The organism is Pseudomonas sp. R28(2017) (genome assembly GCF_002112505.1).
Lineage (GTDB): Bacteria > Pseudomonadota > Gammaproteobacteria > Pseudomonadales > Pseudomonadaceae > Aquipseudomonas.
Genome location: NZ_NEHW01000014.1, coordinates 116104 through 131790, shown reverse-complemented (window position 1 = coordinate 131790; position 15687 = coordinate 116104). Strand labels below are relative to the sequence as shown.

The 15687-nt window shown below is 64.3% G+C and carries 11 protein-coding genes and 1 riboswitch; of the genes, 5 read left to right on the top strand and 6 right to left on the bottom strand.

The features are described from left to right. Positions 1–139 precede the first annotated feature (139 nt). Positions 140–345, top strand: a riboswitch (cobalamin riboswitch). Positions 346–444: 99 nt separating this feature from the next. The 4 genes from cobW to CAF78_RS22690 are packed head-to-tail and all read left to right on the top strand — an operon-like array spanning position 445 to position 6951. Then, positions 445–1512 (top strand): cobalamin biosynthesis protein CobW, encoded by a 1068-nt coding sequence (cobW, locus tag CAF78_RS22705; protein ID WP_085678308.1) that lies wholly within the window; start codon positions 445–447, stop codon positions 1510–1512. Between the two features lie 3 nt (positions 1513–1515). Next, on the top strand, positions 1516–5277 hold the full coding sequence (gene cobN / locus CAF78_RS22700) for a cobaltochelatase subunit CobN (protein WP_085678305.1): 3762 nt from the start codon (positions 1516–1518) through the stop codon (positions 5275–5277). 1 nt (position 5278) lies between these two features. Further along, a complete protein-coding gene (locus CAF78_RS22695) occupies positions 5279–6283 on the top strand; it encodes an ATP-binding protein (RefSeq protein ID WP_085678303.1) in 1005 nt (334 codons plus the stop codon). 35 nt (positions 6284–6318) lie between these two features. Beyond that, positions 6319–6951 (top strand): VWA domain-containing protein, encoded by a 633-nt coding sequence (locus tag CAF78_RS22690; RefSeq protein ID WP_085678384.1) that lies wholly within the window; start codon positions 6319–6321, stop codon positions 6949–6951. Between the two features lie 114 nt (positions 6952–7065). Here CAF78_RS22690 and CAF78_RS22685 read toward each other — a convergent pair whose 3' ends face one another. Then, positions 7066–7332, bottom strand: coding sequence for a hypothetical protein (locus tag CAF78_RS22685; RefSeq protein ID WP_027919312.1), 267 nt, complete (start codon positions 7330–7332; stop codon positions 7066–7068). Positions 7333–7677: 345 nt separating this feature from the next. Here CAF78_RS22685 and CAF78_RS22680 point away from each other — a divergent pair, with 345 nt between their 5' ends. Then, positions 7678–9003: a sigma-54 dependent transcriptional regulator gene (locus CAF78_RS22680; RefSeq protein ID WP_085678300.1), complete on the top strand. Its 1326-nt coding sequence runs from the start codon at positions 7678–7680 to the stop codon at positions 9001–9003. Here the strand turns inward: CAF78_RS22680 and CAF78_RS22675 are convergent, their stop codons facing one another. The 5 genes from CAF78_RS22675 to CAF78_RS28600 form a co-directional block, all read right to left on the bottom strand. Further along, positions 9004–11205 carry an LTA synthase family protein gene (locus tag CAF78_RS22675; protein ID WP_085678297.1) on the bottom strand — a complete coding sequence of 734 codons (2202 nt, stop codon included), beginning with the start codon at positions 11203–11205 and terminating at the stop codon, positions 9004–9006. 122 nt (positions 11206–11327) lie between these two features. After that, positions 11328–12608, bottom strand: coding sequence for a transporter (locus CAF78_RS22670; RefSeq protein ID WP_085678294.1), 1281 nt, complete (start codon positions 12606–12608; stop codon positions 11328–11330). Positions 12609–12655: 47 nt separating this feature from the next. Then, entirely contained in the window at positions 12656–13402 is a 747-nt protein-coding gene (locus CAF78_RS22665) for a hypothetical protein (RefSeq protein WP_085678290.1), read from the bottom strand. A 32-nt stretch (positions 13403–13434) separates the two neighbouring features. Then, the gene (locus CAF78_RS22660) at positions 13435–14115 is read right to left on the bottom strand and encodes a C39 family peptidase (RefSeq protein ID WP_085678286.1); all 681 of its coding nucleotides are present in this window, start codon (positions 14113–14115) and stop codon (positions 13435–13437) included. A gap of 68 nt (positions 14116–14183) precedes the next feature. Next, complete coding sequence (locus CAF78_RS28600; RefSeq protein WP_085678283.1) at positions 14184–15671, bottom strand: heme utilization protein; 1488 nt, start codon at positions 15669–15671, stop codon at positions 14184–14186. Positions 15672–15687 lie beyond the last annotated feature (16 nt).

Sequence of the window (15687 nt, the reverse complement as noted above, 5' to 3'; positions counted from 1 at the left end):
AAAATCGGTACAGCATCAGGCAGCAGCGGATGCTGGCAGTTCCTTTGAAGGCTGGAGTGAGGGCGCTCGATCTCATAGGCGCTGCAACATATTCGGCGAACACCTGCCAGGCAACAGTTGACCCCCCGCCACCCCCCGCGTAGCCTTGCGACTTCGAGGTTCTTCGGCCAGGCCGAAGCTAAGACGGGAACGCGGTACAAGCCGCGGCTGCCCCCGCAACTGTAAGCACCGACAACGGACGACACAGCCACTGCGCCAATGCGCGGGAAGGCGTCATCCCGCCAGACGCTTGTAAAAGCTGGAACGGTGCAAGCCAGGAGACCTGCCTCGAGACGATTTCGACTTTCAACCGGGCGGGGTGATCCGGTGGCGAACGAGCCCGGCCGGCCTGGCCTGTGGCTTTCGTCCCGTGTGCCCGCGCCAACCTGCCAAGGGCAACGCGACATGAAAACACTGGCCAAGCTCCCCGTCACCATCGTTACCGGCTTCCTCGGCTCCGGCAAGACCACCTTGCTCCGCCACATGCTCGACAACGCCCAGGGCCGCCGTATCGCGGTCATCGTCAACGAATTCGGCGAGCTTGGCATCGACGGCGAAATCCTCAAGCAATGCAGCATCGGCTGCACCGAGGAAGAAGCCAGCGGCCGCGTCTATGAACTGGCCAACGGCTGCCTGTGCTGCACCGTGCAGGAAGAGTTCTTCCCGGTGATGCGCGAACTGGTCGCGCGCCGCGGCGATCTCGACCACATCCTCATCGAAACCAGCGGCCTGGCACTGCCCAAGCCGCTGGTGCAAGCCTTCCAGTGGCCGGAAATCCGCAACGCCTGCACCGTCGACGCGGTGATTACCGTGGTCGACAGCCCGGCCGTGGCTGCCGGCACCTTCGCCGCCTACCCGGAGCAGGTCGACGCGCAACGCAAGCTCGACCCCAACCTGGACCACGAATCGCCGCTGCACGAACTGTTCGCCGATCAGCTGGCCAGCGCCGACCTGGTGGTACTGAACAAGGCTGACCTGATCGACGCCGAAGGCCTGGCCAAGGTCCGTGCCGAAGTGGCCGAGGAGCTGCCGCCAGCGGTCAAGGTGATCGAAGCCAGCAGTGGCCGGCTGCCGCTGGAGGTGCTGTTGGGCGTGGGCGCGGAGTCCGAGGCGCACATCGATGGCCGTCGCACCCACCACGACAGCCACCATGACGGCGACGACCATGACGATCACGACCACGACGCCTTCGATTCGATCTCCATCGACCTGCCCGAAGCCGACGAAAGCCTGCTGCTCGATGCCTTGACCCAGCTGGTGGTGGAGTTCGGCATCCTGCGCGCCAAAGGTTTCGCGGCCATCCCTGGCAAGCCGATGCGCCTGCTGGTGCAGGGCGTGGGGACCCGTTTCGACAAACACTTCGACCGCGCCTGGCGCGCCGATGAGCCACGCATCACCCGCCTGGTGCTGATTGGCCAGGACCTCGACGCCGTGCAACTGGAAGCGCGCCTGCGCCAGGCCCTGGGCGCCTGACCCATGCACCTGCTGCGGACCCAGCCCGGCGGCTTTGTGCCGGACGACAGCATCGCCGACCTCGGCCAGACGCCCGCCGACCTGGTGATCCTCTGCAGCGGCGATTCGCACCTGGCACTGCTCGCCGAAACCGCCGAGCAACTGCCGGCCGACTTCCCCAGCCTGCGCCTGGCCAACCCGATGCAGGTGCAGAACCATGCCTCGGTCGACCTGTATGTCGACGAGGTACTGCGCCATGCCAAGGTGATCCTGGTGTCGCTGCACGGCGGCGTCGGCTACTGGCGCTACGGCGTCGAGCAATTGGTCGAACTGGCCGCGCGCGGTGTGCAGCTGATCCTGGTGCCCGGCGATGATCGCCCGGACCCGGAACTGACCGGCCTGGGCAACGTCACCGGCGAGCCGGCCGAGCGGCTCTGGCACTACCTGCGCCAGGGCGGCAAGAGCAATGCCGTCAACCTGTTCAAATGCCTGGCCAGCCAGTGGCTGGGGCGCGAGTACAGCTGGGACGAACCGCAGCCTTTGCCGCGGACTTCGGTGTATCACCCGCGCAATCCCGGTGCGCTGCTCGAGGACTGGTTCAGCCAGTGGAACAGCGAGTACCCCGTGGCGCCGTTGCTGTTCTATCGCTCGCACCTGCAGGCCGCCAACACTGCCTTCATCGACGTGTTCTGCGAGCGCCTGCAGGCGGCCGGGCTCAACCCGCTGCCCATCGCGGTGGCCAGCCTCAAGGAAAGCGCCTGCCTGGAGCAGGTCGAGGCCTGGCTGGATGAAGTGGGCGCCGAGGTGTTGATCAACACCACAGGCTTTGCCCTGTCCAGCCCGGAGCGCCCCAACTTGCGGCCGTTCCGCCGGGATATCCCGGTGCTGCAGGCCATCTGCGCGCAGGACAACCAGCCCGGTTGGGAGGCCAGCGAGCAGGGCCTGGGTGCCCGCGACCTGGCCATGCACATCGCCTTGCCTGAACTGGACGGGCGCATCATCACCCGCCCGGTGAGCTTCAAGGACATGGCCTGGCGCAGCGAGCGCAGCCAGTCCGACGTGGTCTGTTACCGCGCTCACCCCGAACGCATGGACTTCGTCGCCGAGCTGGCCCGGCGCTGGGTCGAACTGGCGCGCCTGCCCAATGGGCAGAAGCGCGTGGCCCTGGTGCTGGCCAACTACCCGACCCGCGATGGCCGCATTGGCAATGGCGTCGGCCTGGACACCCCGGCGGCTGCCTTGAACATTCTGCTGGCGCTGCAGGCCGAGGGCTATCCGCTCGCGCAACTGCCAGGCAGCGGCACGCAATTGATTCATCAGTTGCTCGGCGGGGTCACCAACGACCTCGAGCACCTCGACCAGCGCCCCTGCGCCCAGAGCCTGAGCCTGGCCGACTACCAGGCTGCGTTCGAACGCCTGCCCGAGGCCAACCGCCAGGCCGTGCTGGAACGTTGGGGGCCGCCCGAGCAGGACCCGATGTACCGCGCAGGCCGCCTGATGGTGGCCGGCCTGCGCTTTGGCCTGACCTTCGTCGGCATCCAGCCGGCGCGGGGTTATCAGGTCGACCCCAGCGCGGTGTACCACGACCCGGACCTGGTGCCGCCGCACGGCTATCTGGCGTTTCATTTCTGGCTGCGCCATGCCTTTGCCGCCGATTCCGTCATCCATGTCGGCAAGCACGGCAACCTGGAATGGCTGCCCGGCAAGGGCGTCGGGCTGTCGGCGCACTGCTGGCCGGACGCGCTACTCGGCCCGCTGCCGAATATCTACCCGTTCATCGTCAACGACCCGGGCGAAGGTGCCCAGGCCAAGCGCCGCACCCAGGCGGTGATCATCGATCACTTGATGCCGCCGCTGACCCGCGCCGAAACCTATGGCCCCCTGCGCCATCTGGAACAGCTGGCGGACGAATTCTACGAAGCCCAGTTGCTCGACCCACGCCGCGCACGCGAACTGCAGCGCGACATTCTCGAGCTGGTCAAGGCCAACCATATCGACCGTGAGTTGCAGCTGGAAGGCCAACTGGACGATGCCGCCGTGTGGCTGCCACGCCTGGACACCTACCTGTGCGACCTCAAGGAATCGCAGATTCGCGATGGCCTGCATGTGTTCGGCCAGTCGCCGCAGGCACGCCTGCGCCTCGATACCTTGCTGGCCTTGCTGCGCGTGGAGCGTGGCGATGGCCGCGGTGGCAACGCCAGCCTGTTGCGCACGCTGGCCAAGGCCCTGGCGCTGGGCTTCGACCCCCTCGATTGCGAGCTGGGTGAGGCCTGGTCAGGCCCGCGTCCGGCGCTGCTGCAGGCGGTGGGCGAGGACCCGTGGCGCACCTGTGGCGATACCCGCGAGCGCCTTGAGTTGCTGGCGCTGCGCATCATCGAGCAAGCACTGGTGGGGCCGGTGCAGTTGCCCGAGCAGCCCGAATGGCAGCCGGTGCACGACGTGATAACAGCCCTGCGCGAGCAGGTTGCGCCTGATCTGGATGCGTGCGGCGCTGCAGAAATCAACGGCCTGCTTGCCGCGCTGGCCGGGCGCTTCGTACCGGCCGGCCCCAGCGGCGCACCCAGCCGCGGTCGCCTGGATGTGTTGCCGACCGGGCGCAACTTCTACACCGTGGACGTGCGCAACCTGCCGACCACCACGGCCTGGCGGCTGGGGTTCGCCTCGGCCAACCTGATCCTCGAACGGCACCTGCAGGACCATGGCGACCACCTGCGCCAGCTGGGCCTGTCGGTGTGGGGCACGGCGACCATGCGCACGGGGGGTGACGACATCGCCCAGGCCATGGCGTTGATGGGCGTGCGCCCGGTGTGGGCCACCGGCAGCCAGCGCGTCGACGACTTCGAGATCTTGCCGCTGAGCCTGCTCGATCGCCCGCGGGTGGACGTGACGCTGCGTGTGTCGGGCTTCTTCCGCGATGCCTTCGGCAACCTGATCCGCCTGTTCGACGCTGCGGTGCAGGCGGTGGCGGCACTGGATGAACCGGACGACCTCAACCCCTTGGCGGCGCGGGTGCGCAATGAACGCGCCAGCTTGCAGGCTCAAGGCGTGGATGCCGAACAGGCGGCGCGCCAGGCCGGCTGGCGGGTGTTCGGGGCCAAACCGGGCGCCTATGGTGCCGGCGTGCAGAATGCCATCGACGGTCGCCTGTGGCACAGCCGCGATGACCTCGCCGAGGTGTACCTCAACCATGGCGGCTATGCCTACGGTGCCAGCGATGAGGGCACGCCGGCGCGCGCCCAGTTCGCCCGGCGCCTGGGCCAGGTGCAGGCGGTGTTGCAGAACCAGGACAACCACGAGCACGACCTGCTCGATTCCAATGATTACTATCAGTTTCAGGGGGGCATGCTGGCGGCGTCGGAGACCTTGTCCGGTGCGGCAGTGGCCAGTTACCACGGCGACCACAGCCAGGTCGACCGGCCGCGGATCCGCACCCTGAAGGAAGAACTCAACCGTGTGATCCGTGCCCGGGCCCTGAACCCGAAATGGATCGACGGGGCGAAACGCCATGGCTACAAGGGGGCGTTCGAGCTGGCTGCGACCGTCGACAACCTGTTTGCTTTCGACGCCACCACGCACCTGATTGATGACCATCACTACCAGTCGCTGGCCGATGCCTACGTGCTCGACCCGGCGACCCGCGACTTCATGCGCGAGCACAACCCCGAGGCCCTGCGCGACCTCACCGAGCGCTTGCTGGAAGCCCAACAGCGCGGGCTCTGGGAAGCCCCCGGTGACTACCGCGAGGCGCTCGAGGCGCAGTTGCTCGACGGCGAGGAACAGGCTTGAAATGAGTGAACCCGTACAATTTCCGCTGGCTGCCGTGGTCGGTGCCGACGACCTCAAGCTGGCCCTTTGCCTGACCGCCATCGACCCGAAGATTGGTGGCGTGCTCATCGAAGGCCCGCGTGGCATGGCCAAGAGCACCGTGGCCCGCGGCCTGGCCGACCTGCTGGGCGAGGGCCCGTTCGTGACCTTGCCGTTGGGGGCCAGTGAAGAGCGCCTGGTCGGCACGCTGGACCTGGATGCCGCACTCGGCCAGGGCAAGGCGCAGTTTTCTCCCGGCGTACTGGCCCATGCCGATGGCGGCGTGCTGTATGTCGATGAAGTCAACCTGCTGCCCGACACCTTGGTCGACCTGTTGCTGGATGTGGCCGCCAGTGGCACCAACCGCATCGAGCGCGATGGCATTTCCCATCGGCACAGTGCCCGTTTCGTGCTGATCGGCACCATGAACCCCGAGGAAGGCGAGTTGCGCCCGCAACTGCTCGACCGCTTCGGCCTGAATGTGGCGCTCGAAGGCCTGCCCGCCCCGCAGGCACGGCAGCAGATCATTCGCCGGCGGCTGGCCTTCGACAGCGACCCGCAGGCGTTCTGTGAACAGTGGGCCCGCGCCCAGGCGCAACTGCGCGAACGCTGCCAGGCGGCGCGCCAGGGGCTGGCGGCGATCGCCCTGGACGATCAGGCGCTGGCCTGGATCACCGAGCGCTGCTTTGCTGCCGGGGTTGATGGCCTGCGTGCCGACCTGGTCTGGCTGCGCGCCGCCCGTGCCCATTGCGCCTGGCGCGGTGGGCAGGCGATCGAGGAAGGGGATGTCGAGGCCGTGGCCGAGTTCGCCTTGCGCCATCGCCGCCGCACGGCGCCTGATGCGCCAGCCTCCGCGCCGCCGCCAGGTGCAGCGGATGGCCGCGACAGGCCGGGCGAGGGCGGGCAGGGCGACTGGGGGGCGCTGCCCGCGCAGCCTGTCAGCAGCGGCGCGCGGCGAGAGGTGCCGAACTGGGCAAAAAAGCCCTGAGCATCCGTCAACCAGGTGTGAAGCTGGCGGATGCCATGCCCCGAGCCGGCAAACTGGCCGGCGCCAGTCGTGGCCGCGCCCGTGTGGCATCCTCTGGCCGGGTGGCCTGGCTGCCGACCTTGCTCAAGGGGCGCCCGACGCTGCGCCAGGACCTCTGCTGGCAACAGCGCCAAGCCCAGGCCAGTGAATTGTGGCTGGTGATCGTCGACGCCTCGGCTTCGACCCGGCGCCATCAGGCCCTGGGGCAGTGCAAAGGGCTGCTGGCAGAGCTTTTCGACCAGGCCTATCGGCAGCGCGCCCGCCTTGCCTTGCTGACCGCCAGCGGTGGCGCACCGCAATGGCAGCGTCATGGGCTCAAGGCGTCGGCAAGCCTGCAGCCCTGGTTGCAGGCGCTGGGGGCTGGCGGTGGCACGCCTTTGATCGCGGCGCTCGAGCAGGCCCGGCGCTGGCTGCAGGCGCGGCAAAAAGTCCACCCCCACGAGTTGCAGCGCTGCCTGGTCTTTACCGATGGTCGCCTGCAGCGTTGGCATGCTGTGCAACCCATGCCTTGCGCCACCGTATTGGTGGACATGGAATTGGCGCCCGTTCGCCTCGGGCGGGCACAACAGTTGGCCACGGAACTACGGGCCGAGTATCAGCATCTTGAGCAATTCAAGGTAATGGAGTGAGTGAAGCGAAAGGGGCAGGCGCGACACTATGTCGCAATAAGAAAGTTGCCTGGCGGGGCCACTAAAAGTTGTTCAAGTGCGTGCCGGGCACGCACTTGCAGGGGCACATCAATATTATTTGGGCATCGACCAAGGCTGCAGGTCATAACCTTTCTGGCACAGTTCGGCACGCACTTCTTCGATCAGGCTGGCCCATTGCGCAGGGTCCGAATAGATACGCGACGACACTTGCTTGCTGCCAATACGGGTGCTGGTCCGGTCGATGACCGCAAGGCTCAGTTCACCGGTGCCGTTAGGCGCATCCCAGGCCACGCACTGGAAAGGTTCGAACGCGTGGTCGGCAATCAGCAGAGCTTCGTTGACACGGAGCGGGGCATTCATGGTTCGGTCTCTCTATGGTCCCAAACATCGAAATAAGGTCCGCTTGACTGCTACGTCGCTTCAGGTGTTATCGCGATCCGCAGCGCGGGGTTATTCGTACTGATGCTCCAAGTTAGGGGTGGAGTCACACAGGCCATGTAAATTTTTTGCCGGTTACACATTTTTTCGTTTACCGGCGCCGGCTGTGACGCCAATAAATATGAAAAATTCCCGGACGGGTCTGGCCTGGCAGAATCCGGCAGACAGACGGTCGTGGGGAGCGTCAAGTTCGTTGCTACTGTTAATTCGGCGCCGCAACTTACTGTTTTCACGTAAAAAACTAACAATTGGCGCCAAGGAACGGTCATGCACGAGACTGCCGCTCTGCGTCGCTTGCTCATCGTCGACCCCTGCGACGATTGCCACCGTCTGTTACCCGGCCTGGAAAGTGCCGGCTGGGAGGTTCACAGCTGTGGCCTGGAGCTGGCCCTGGAGCACCGATGCGATATCGGCCTGTTGCGCCTGCAGGCATCGCACCTGCGGCATCCGGACGCGGTCAAGGACATGATCAAGCGCAGCAACACCGAGTGGATTGCCGTGCTCAACGCCGAGCAGTTGCGCATGCAGAATGTCGGTGACTTCGTCTGTGAGTGGTTTTTCGATTTTCATACCTTGCCGTTCGACTTCTCCCGCGTGCTGGTGACGCTGGGGCGGGCGTTCGGCATGGCCCGCCTGCGCGGCAAGGGCGCGGTGCGGGTGGACGGGCTTGAACATGAACTGCTCGGTGACAGCCGGCCGATCCTGGAGTTGCGCAAGTTGCTCGGCAAGCTGGCGCCGACCGAATCCCCGGTCCTCATCCGCGGTGAGAGCGGCACGGGCAAGGAGTTGGTGGCGCGCACGTTGCACCGGCAATCACAGCGCAGCGAAATGCCGTTCATCGCCATCAACTGCGGGGCGATCCCTGAGAACCTGATCCAGTCCGAGTTGTTCGGGCACGAGAAAGGTGCCTTTACCGGCGCCCACCAGCGCAAGGTGGGGCGGATCGAGGCGGCCCATGGTGGCACCTTGTTCCTCGACGAAATTGGCGACTTGCCCCTGGAGTTGCAGGCCAATTTGCTGCGTTTTCTCCAGGAAAAGCACATCGAGCGGGTCGGTGGAAGCCAGCCGATACCGGTCGACGTACGGGTACTGGCAGCAACCCACATGGACCTGGAAAAAGCCATCGAACAGGGGCGCTTTCGCGAAGACCTGTACTACCGGCTCAACGTGCTGCAAGTGGTGACGGCCCCGCTGCGGGACCGCCATGGTGACCTGTCGATGCTGGCCAACCATTTTTCCCACTTCTACAGCCTGGAAACCGGCCGCAGGCCGCGGTCATTCAGTGACCATGCACTGGCAGCGATGGGGCGCCACAACTGGCCGGGCAATGTTCGTGAGCTGGCCAACCGGGTAAGGCGCGGGCTGGTGCTGGCCGAAGGGCGCCAGATCGAGGCCCAGGACCTTGGCCTGCAGGGCCTGGAGCAGGAAGAGCAGCCGCTGGGTACCCTGGAAGACTACAAGCACCGGGCCGAACGCCAGGCGCTGTGCGATGTGCTGGACCGGCACAGCAACAACATGAGCATTGCCGCGAAGGTGCTTGGGGTATCGCGGCCGACCTTCTACCGGCTGCTGCACAAGCACCAGATTCGCTGATCAGCTGGATTGGGCGATATGCCCGTCAGACAGGTCGTCCAACGGCTCCTCTTCGCCCGGTAGCGCGGTAATCACGCTGAAATCACTGATCTCGACTTCGCCGCCGCCATAACCGAGCAAATGGAAGGAAAACGCCTTGCGCACGGTCGGGTTATCGAAGCCGAACTCCATCTCCAGCGGTTCGTCGGTTGTCACCCGGATCTCCTCGGGCAACCCCAGCGGCACGTCCTGCTCCAGTTCCTTGGCCTTGAGCTGGATGTAGGCCGCGTGCTGCGGATCCAGCGCACGCACCTTGACCCGCACCCGGGTGTGCGAGCCCTCGGGCATCTCCAGGTACTGCGCGCCGATCAGGTTGTCTGCCCAGTCGTCGTGGATGCGCGCCTGCAGTTGAATGGCGGACGGGCCGCCGAACTGGTAACGCAGGTTGAGCGGTGTTTGCAGCAGGGACTGGTCGAGCACCCCGGCCAATGCACCGATCTGTGCGCCGAGGGCGCCGTCACCGGGGCCGAGGTACCTGGCCTGGTCGGCAATGAAGCCCGGGCTGTCGTAACGCCGGCAGCGCTGCTGGAAGTCGCATTCGGTGAACACGCCCTTGCCATCGTGGTAGCGCAGCATGCCGTTGGTGTAGGAAATCATCTCCCGGCCGCTGTCGTAATCGCGGTACAGCGAACGCCCACCGAGCGCGACCGGGATGGGCAGGGCAAAGTAGTCGAGCAGGGAGGTGGCCAGGTCGATGTGGCCGTAGGTCCCGTTCTTGATGTGCGGCAGCTGTGCCTGCTCGGGTGCCAGGGTCAGGTTGAAGCCCCAGGACGAGGCCAGGCGTATGCCATCGATACCGTGGGATTCGTCCGAGGTGACCACCACCAGCGTGTCCTCGAGCACGCCCTGGCGTTCGAGGTTGTCGAGGAACGCGCCGATCGCATCGTCGAGGTAGGCGACCGCCGCTTGCTTGGCGCTGTCGTAACGCTGCAGGTAGTCCTCGGGGGCGGAGTAGGGCTGGTGCGTGCCCACGGTCAGCAAGGTGAGCATCCACGGGCGCTCCTGCTGGCGCAACTGGCCGACATAATCCAGGGCCCCTTCGAAGAACGCCCGATCATCCTTGCCCCACGGGAACTCCAGGTAGTTGTCGTTGCTGAACCACTCCTGCCCATGCACCGAGTCGAAGCCGATGTGCGGCATGATCCGGTCCTTGGCCATGAAGCGCAGGCCTGCGCCTTGCAGGTAGTGGGTGGTGAAGCCGGCCTGGCGCAGCTGTGCCGGCAGGCAGGCCTGGTTGCGCTGGTGCTGGGTGAGCAGCTCGACCCCTTTGGGCGTGCCGTTGGCGAGCTTGTCGTAGTCGCCGCACAGCATCGCATACAGGCCGCGGATGGTCTGGTGCGTGTGCAACACGTAGTCCGGGGTGTTCATGCCGCGTTCAGCCCATTGGCTGAGCCTGGGCATCAGGTCTTCATCGAAACGGCTGTGCAGGGCCTGGCGGTTGGGGCGCACATAGGCACCCGGGATGCCTTCCAGGGTGATCACCAGCAGGTTGCGGGCGCGGCCCGGCGCTGCCAGCAGCCTTTGCCCGCTCAGGTCATGCTGGGTCAGGCCAGCGCTTGGCAACGGCGTGATCGTGGGCGCGTGGCCAGCCCAGTGCTGGACGTGACGTTGCAGGTCGCCGGTGGCGGCAGACAGCAACTGATGGGCGAGATTGTACTGGCGCCACTGGTCGGCTTCGCTGGGCGCGAGCTGCTGGCTGCCCCAGTGCGCCGCGAACAGCAGTGCCGGGATGGCCCAGGCCTTGCGTGCGAACTTGGCGCCGGGTTGCCGTCGGCTGCGCCAGGCGCTGCCCAGCCAGGCCAGCAGGCCGCCCGCCAGCAAGATGGGCAGCCAGGCATGGGCCAGGCCGCCACCGGTGGAGTTTTCCATGAACTGCGGGTCGAACAGGTAGGCCAGGTCGGCACTGTTCGGCAGCCTGCCAACGGCGCTGACCAGTTCGGCCGAGGCCACCCAGAGCGCCGCCCAGGCCAGCAGCACCGGCAGCGCCAGCCACCACGGGCGGCGCTGCAACAGCAGCACCAGCAGGCTGCCCAGCGCCAGGTCCGACAGGTAGCCATACGGGCTGGACCAACCCAACAGGGCGCGCACGACCAGCGGGATCACCAGCACCAGCGTTGTCAGGGCCAGCAGCCGGGTGCGTGGTGGGCCTTGCAGGTTCTTCACGAAAACTTTCCTTTTTGCCATGAAATCGTCACATATCTGTGCGCGATGATAACAGGCCGATACCAGGAAAGCCGTTGGCTACAAGGTTGGTAACCAATTGGGGGCGCGATGCGCCCCGGCTGTCAGAAGTAATACGGGAATTTCAGACTGAAGGAAAAGTCCGGCGCATCATCTGTCAGGCCAATCGACAAGTTCGGCACGATCGTCAGGTTATTGGTAGCAGCAAAGGTCAGGCCGACGTTGAAGTTGGCCGCGTTGTAGTCGCTGTTGGTAACCGATTGCCAGTCACCACCGTCAGGTTTGATCTTGCTCTTGCGGGAGAACTGGTCGGTTACCGAGAACGACATGCTCATCTTCTCGTTCAAGGCGAACGCGATACCCCCGCCGATCTGCCACGAGTCACCCAGTTTCACGTCCCCTGGCACCTTGGTATTGACCTGTGGGCTGATGTCGCTGAACGAGTCCTGCATGTTGTAGGTGTATTGCAGGCTGGCGAACAGCACGGCCGGGTCGAACGTCTTGACCAGAGAGAGGCCGGGCGAGATCGACCAGACACCGTTGCCGGTTGGCAGATCCTCCGGCACGGCCAGGTTGTCGTTGCCAGGGCTCTGGATCAACTTGATGCCATAGGGGTCCTTGCCTGTCGGTGCCTTCACACGCAAGGTGGCCACGGCGTCGGGCCAGGTTTCGTCCTCGTCGAGGAATTTGTAGGCAATACCGACGTTGACGTCGCCAATCGCGGGGTCACGCGTCACCGATTCGTCGTTGGTGGTGCCTGCCGCACCGCCTGCGCCGCCAGACGAATAGGTGGACTGGCGGTAGACGATTGGTACGTTGATATCGAACTGCCAGCGTTGATCCACGTTGTACCGGGCAGTCAGGTCCAGTGTCCAGTTATCGGCCTTGATGCGGTCGATGTTGATGTTGCCCAGGAAAATCGAGTCCAGTGCCAGGAACCCGTTGAGGGTCAGTGCGCGGGTGTCGTAATGGGTGTAGGTCAGCCCGGTTTCGACGCTGAACTTGCCGCCACCGAAGAAGCCGCTGGCTTCGTCATACAGGTTGGACACGCTCTGCGCCGGCTCCGAGTTGTCCTGCAGCGATTGCCCGTAGGAGCTGCCGCTGTTGCCCGGCGTGCCGGTGGCCACGGTCTGGCCACCTTTTACCCCCTCCGCCGGGGACTTGGTCAGGCGCTTGGGTGCCGGCTGGGCGGGGGCCTCCTCGACCTGCTTGAGCCGCTGTTCCAGCACCATCAGTGCGTTCTGTTGGGCTTCGTAGCGCTGTTTCAGCGCAATCAGTTCCTGTTTGAGTGCTTCGACCTGAGGGTCGGTTGCCGCCTGTAGCAGAGTGGCCGGGGCCAATGTCGTAACGCAAACCAAAGCTCTGAACGTCAACAAACGGTGCATGGATTAGCCGTCCCTTCTGACTACATACGATGAGACTTGAGCGTAGATCAGTATCCGAGATTGCGAAGGCCTTTGAGCTGCTCAAGATTGGCGCTCACGGAACCGGCCATCGGCGCATTGTCACGCAGCACGACATTGAGCGATGTCAGGTTGCTGACCCGGTTGCTGCTGCCCAGCAGGGTGGTGTTCTGCATCAACCCACCTTGGCCCAGGCGCTGCAGGCTGCTGCCCTGGTTGCCGCTGGCGATGATGTTCATCTGCACCCCGGTGCCGCTGGACGAAACACTCATCGAGCCCGCGCCATTGGCCCCCAGCAACGTTGAGCCCGCCGCCAGGGCCTGGCCCTGCGGTTGGTCGGCCGGCGCTTGGTTGCCCTTGGTGACGTTGATGTCGACGTTGTTGTGGGCCATGTTGAAGTCGCCAGCCGCCCGTACCACCTGGGTCACGCCCTCGGTGGTGTTCAGGCCACTGCCGCCCGTGACGGTTCCGGTGCCGGTGCTGCTGGCCTGGCTGTTGCCAGCGCCTTTTTCATCGATCATCGACACATAGAACTGCGGCTTGATGGTCGATTGCTGGATCTGCATCGTGGATGTCGCACCGATCACTTCACCATTGGCATTCTGCCAGGTGCTGCTCATGACGATGCCGAAGCTGACGATTCGCCCAGGCATCACATAGCGCCCGCGCAGGTTGGCCAGCTCCTGGTCCTTCAGTTCGATGGGTTTGAACGTTTCTGCATGGGTCGGCAGGCTGGCGGCGAGGCAGATGGCTGCCAGCCACAGGGAAGTCTTCATGGGATGCTCCCGGCGCGTCTCGCCCTAAGTCGTTAGAAGAAGTCGCTTTGAATGAAACCGAAGTCCATCAACTCTGCGTCTTGCACCGGCGTGAAATTGCTGATGCGATTCTTGGCGCTCAGCGGCAGCGGCGGGTCGAGCAGGATATTGTTCTTGTCGTAACCCTGGCCGATCACGGCAAAGATGATGCCGTTCCAGCCCTTGACGAAGTCGTCGAGCTTGAAGCGTTTGTGGCCCAGTACCGGGTCGCCGATGTAGACCCAGCCTCTGTCGACTTTCTGCATGACCACGAAGTGCTTGTAGCCGCGGATGTCCATCAGCACGACCACCGGAATGCGGATGCTGTGCAGCGTGTCGGGGGCTACCTTGTAGCCGCGTGCCCGCATGCCCAGGCTTTCCACGTATTTCTTCATGTCGAGCATGGAAAACCCTTGGGTACGGACCAGGTCCTCGTTGGCATGCGCAAGCATGCCCTCGATCACCTGGTGCTCATCCACGTCCAGCCAGTAGGCCTGGCGCAGGATGGTCGCCAGGGATGCCGCGCCACAGCTGAAATCGGTTTTCTGCTGGACCAGGTCGGCGAACTTGCGTTCGCGGATGCTCTGGATCGGTTTGTAGATCACTGCACCACCTGGCAGTACGGACAACGGCATCTGAGAGGCTTCGCTGACACTGGCGATGCACAGCAGAAATGCCAAGGCGATAATGCGCATGTTCGACGCCCCCTGCCTTTTTCTTGTTAGAAAGAGGCTCCCCGAAGGGAGCCTCCAGACCGCAGTTGTTACATCGAGGTGTTGGAGATGGCCAGCGAGTTGCTTTGCTGGTTGCCTACACCCGCTGCCACGTTCACGCCCAGGTTGCCGCTGCCACCGTTTACCGATCCACTCAGGGTGGCGGTGTTGGTCACAGGGTTGGCCCAGCCGGTCGGGGTCAGTACTTGGAACGATACGGTGTTGCTCAGCGCGTACTCGCTAGACTCGCTGAAGCTCTTCGAGATGCTGTCCGACGACTGCGAGGCTTTCTCGCCGGCTTTCTCGTAGGCCGATTCACTGGCTTTATCCCAAGCCGATGCGTTGGCCTTCTCGTAGGACGTATCGCGAGACTTGTCATAGGACGAGTCATGGCTGCGGTCATACGAAGAGTCATAGGCCCTGTCGAAGGACGAGCTGAGCGACTTGTCGAACGAGGAGTTGCTGGACGAGTCATGCGACTTGTCGACCGATGCATCCAGCGAAGCGCTGAGCGAGGCGTCGAAGTCACTGCTGCGCGAGCGAGTGAAGTTGCCGAAGGTTTGCGACGACGAGGCGCTGCCATTGGCACTGGCATCGAGCGATGCGCTGACGGTGGTGTTGGAGGTCGAGCTGTGGTCGCGGCTGGAAGAGCCGTTTGCCGCGTAGTTGTTGGAGCCGCTGGCGCTCATGCTGTTGCTGCCGCTGGAGCTGCTGCTGTTGGAGCCGCTGGCGGTCATGCTGGTCGAGCCGCTGGAGCTGCTGCTCTTGCTGCCGCTGGCGCTGGCAGACTGGCTGCCCGACGCGCTGTAGCTCGAGCTGGAGCTCTTGTCGACACTGGCATCGAACGAACCGCTACGCGAGGACGAGCCACTCGAAGAAGTGGTGAAGGTCAGCGTATCGACGGTGTAGGTGCGGTCGGCCGAGTTGTTCACCTCCAGACCAGGGCCATTTTGGTTGGCCGAAGCAGTGGCGGTGGAGTTGCCGATGGCTGCGGCGTTGTTGGCGATGGCCATGCTGTTTTTCTGCTGGTTGAGATCGCCGCCAGCGATGTTGATGCCAAGGTTGCCGCTGCTGCCCTCAGCCGAACCGCTCATGATGGCGGAGCTTTGGGTTGACCAGTTGTTGACCTTGTTGTTGTTGCTGCGCTGGGTGATCTCGGCAGTGGCAGTGGAGGTGCCAAAGACGAAGCTGTTGTCGATCGCCGCGTTGTCGGACGAGGTATTGGCGATAGCCGATGCGTTGGCCTGCTGGTTGCCGTTACCGGCCGCCACGTTGACGCCCACGTTGCCGCTGGCGCCAGTGCCCGAGCTGCTCATCTCGGCTTCGTTGATGGTGCCTTGGTTTCTGATAGTGTTGCCAGTGCTTCTCTGACCGTCATTGGCATTGGCAGTGGCATCGGTCAGCACCGCACGTGCGGGTGGTGTGTGGTTGTTGTGGTGATCGTGACCACGACGATCGTTTTGTTGGGCTTGTGCAGCAACAGCCATGACCGCAGCAATTGCGAAAACCAGAGGCTTGATTGCCATCGAGGGTTTCATGGTGTTTCTCCGTCTT

Excerpts from the sequence above, each read along its gene's own strand:
- CAF78_RS22660 (WP_085678286.1), bottom strand. The coding sequence starts at position 14,115 with ATGCGCATTATCGCCTTGGCATTTCTGCTGTGCATCGCCAGTGTCAGC.
- CAF78_RS22680 (WP_085678300.1), top strand. The coding sequence starts at position 7,678 with ATGCACGAGACTGCCGCTCTGCGTCGCTTGCTCATCGTCGACCCCTGC.
- CAF78_RS22695 (WP_085678303.1), top strand. The coding sequence starts at position 5,279 with ATGAGTGAACCCGTACAATTTCCGCTGGCTGCCGTGGTCGGTGCCGAC.
- cobN (WP_085678305.1), top strand. The coding sequence starts at position 1,516 with ATGCACCTGCTGCGGACCCAGCCCGGCGGCTTTGTGCCGGACGACAGC.
- CAF78_RS22690 (WP_085678384.1), top strand. The coding sequence starts at position 6,319 with ATGCCCCGAGCCGGCAAACTGGCCGGCGCCAGTCGTGGCCGCGCCCGT.
- CAF78_RS28600 (WP_085678283.1), bottom strand. The coding sequence starts at position 15,671 with ATGAAACCCTCGATGGCAATCAAGCCTCTGGTTTTCGCAATTGCTGCG.
- cobW (WP_085678308.1), top strand. The coding sequence starts at position 445 with ATGAAAACACTGGCCAAGCTCCCCGTCACCATCGTTACCGGCTTCCTC.
- CAF78_RS22670 (WP_085678294.1), bottom strand. The coding sequence starts at position 12,608 with ATGCACCGTTTGTTGACGTTCAGAGCTTTGGTTTGCGTTACGACATTG.
- CAF78_RS22665 (WP_085678290.1), bottom strand. The coding sequence starts at position 13,402 with ATGAAGACTTCCCTGTGGCTGGCAGCCATCTGCCTCGCCGCCAGCCTG.
- CAF78_RS22685 (WP_027919312.1), bottom strand. The coding sequence starts at position 7,332 with ATGAATGCCCCGCTCCGTGTCAACGAAGCTCTGCTGATTGCCGACCAC.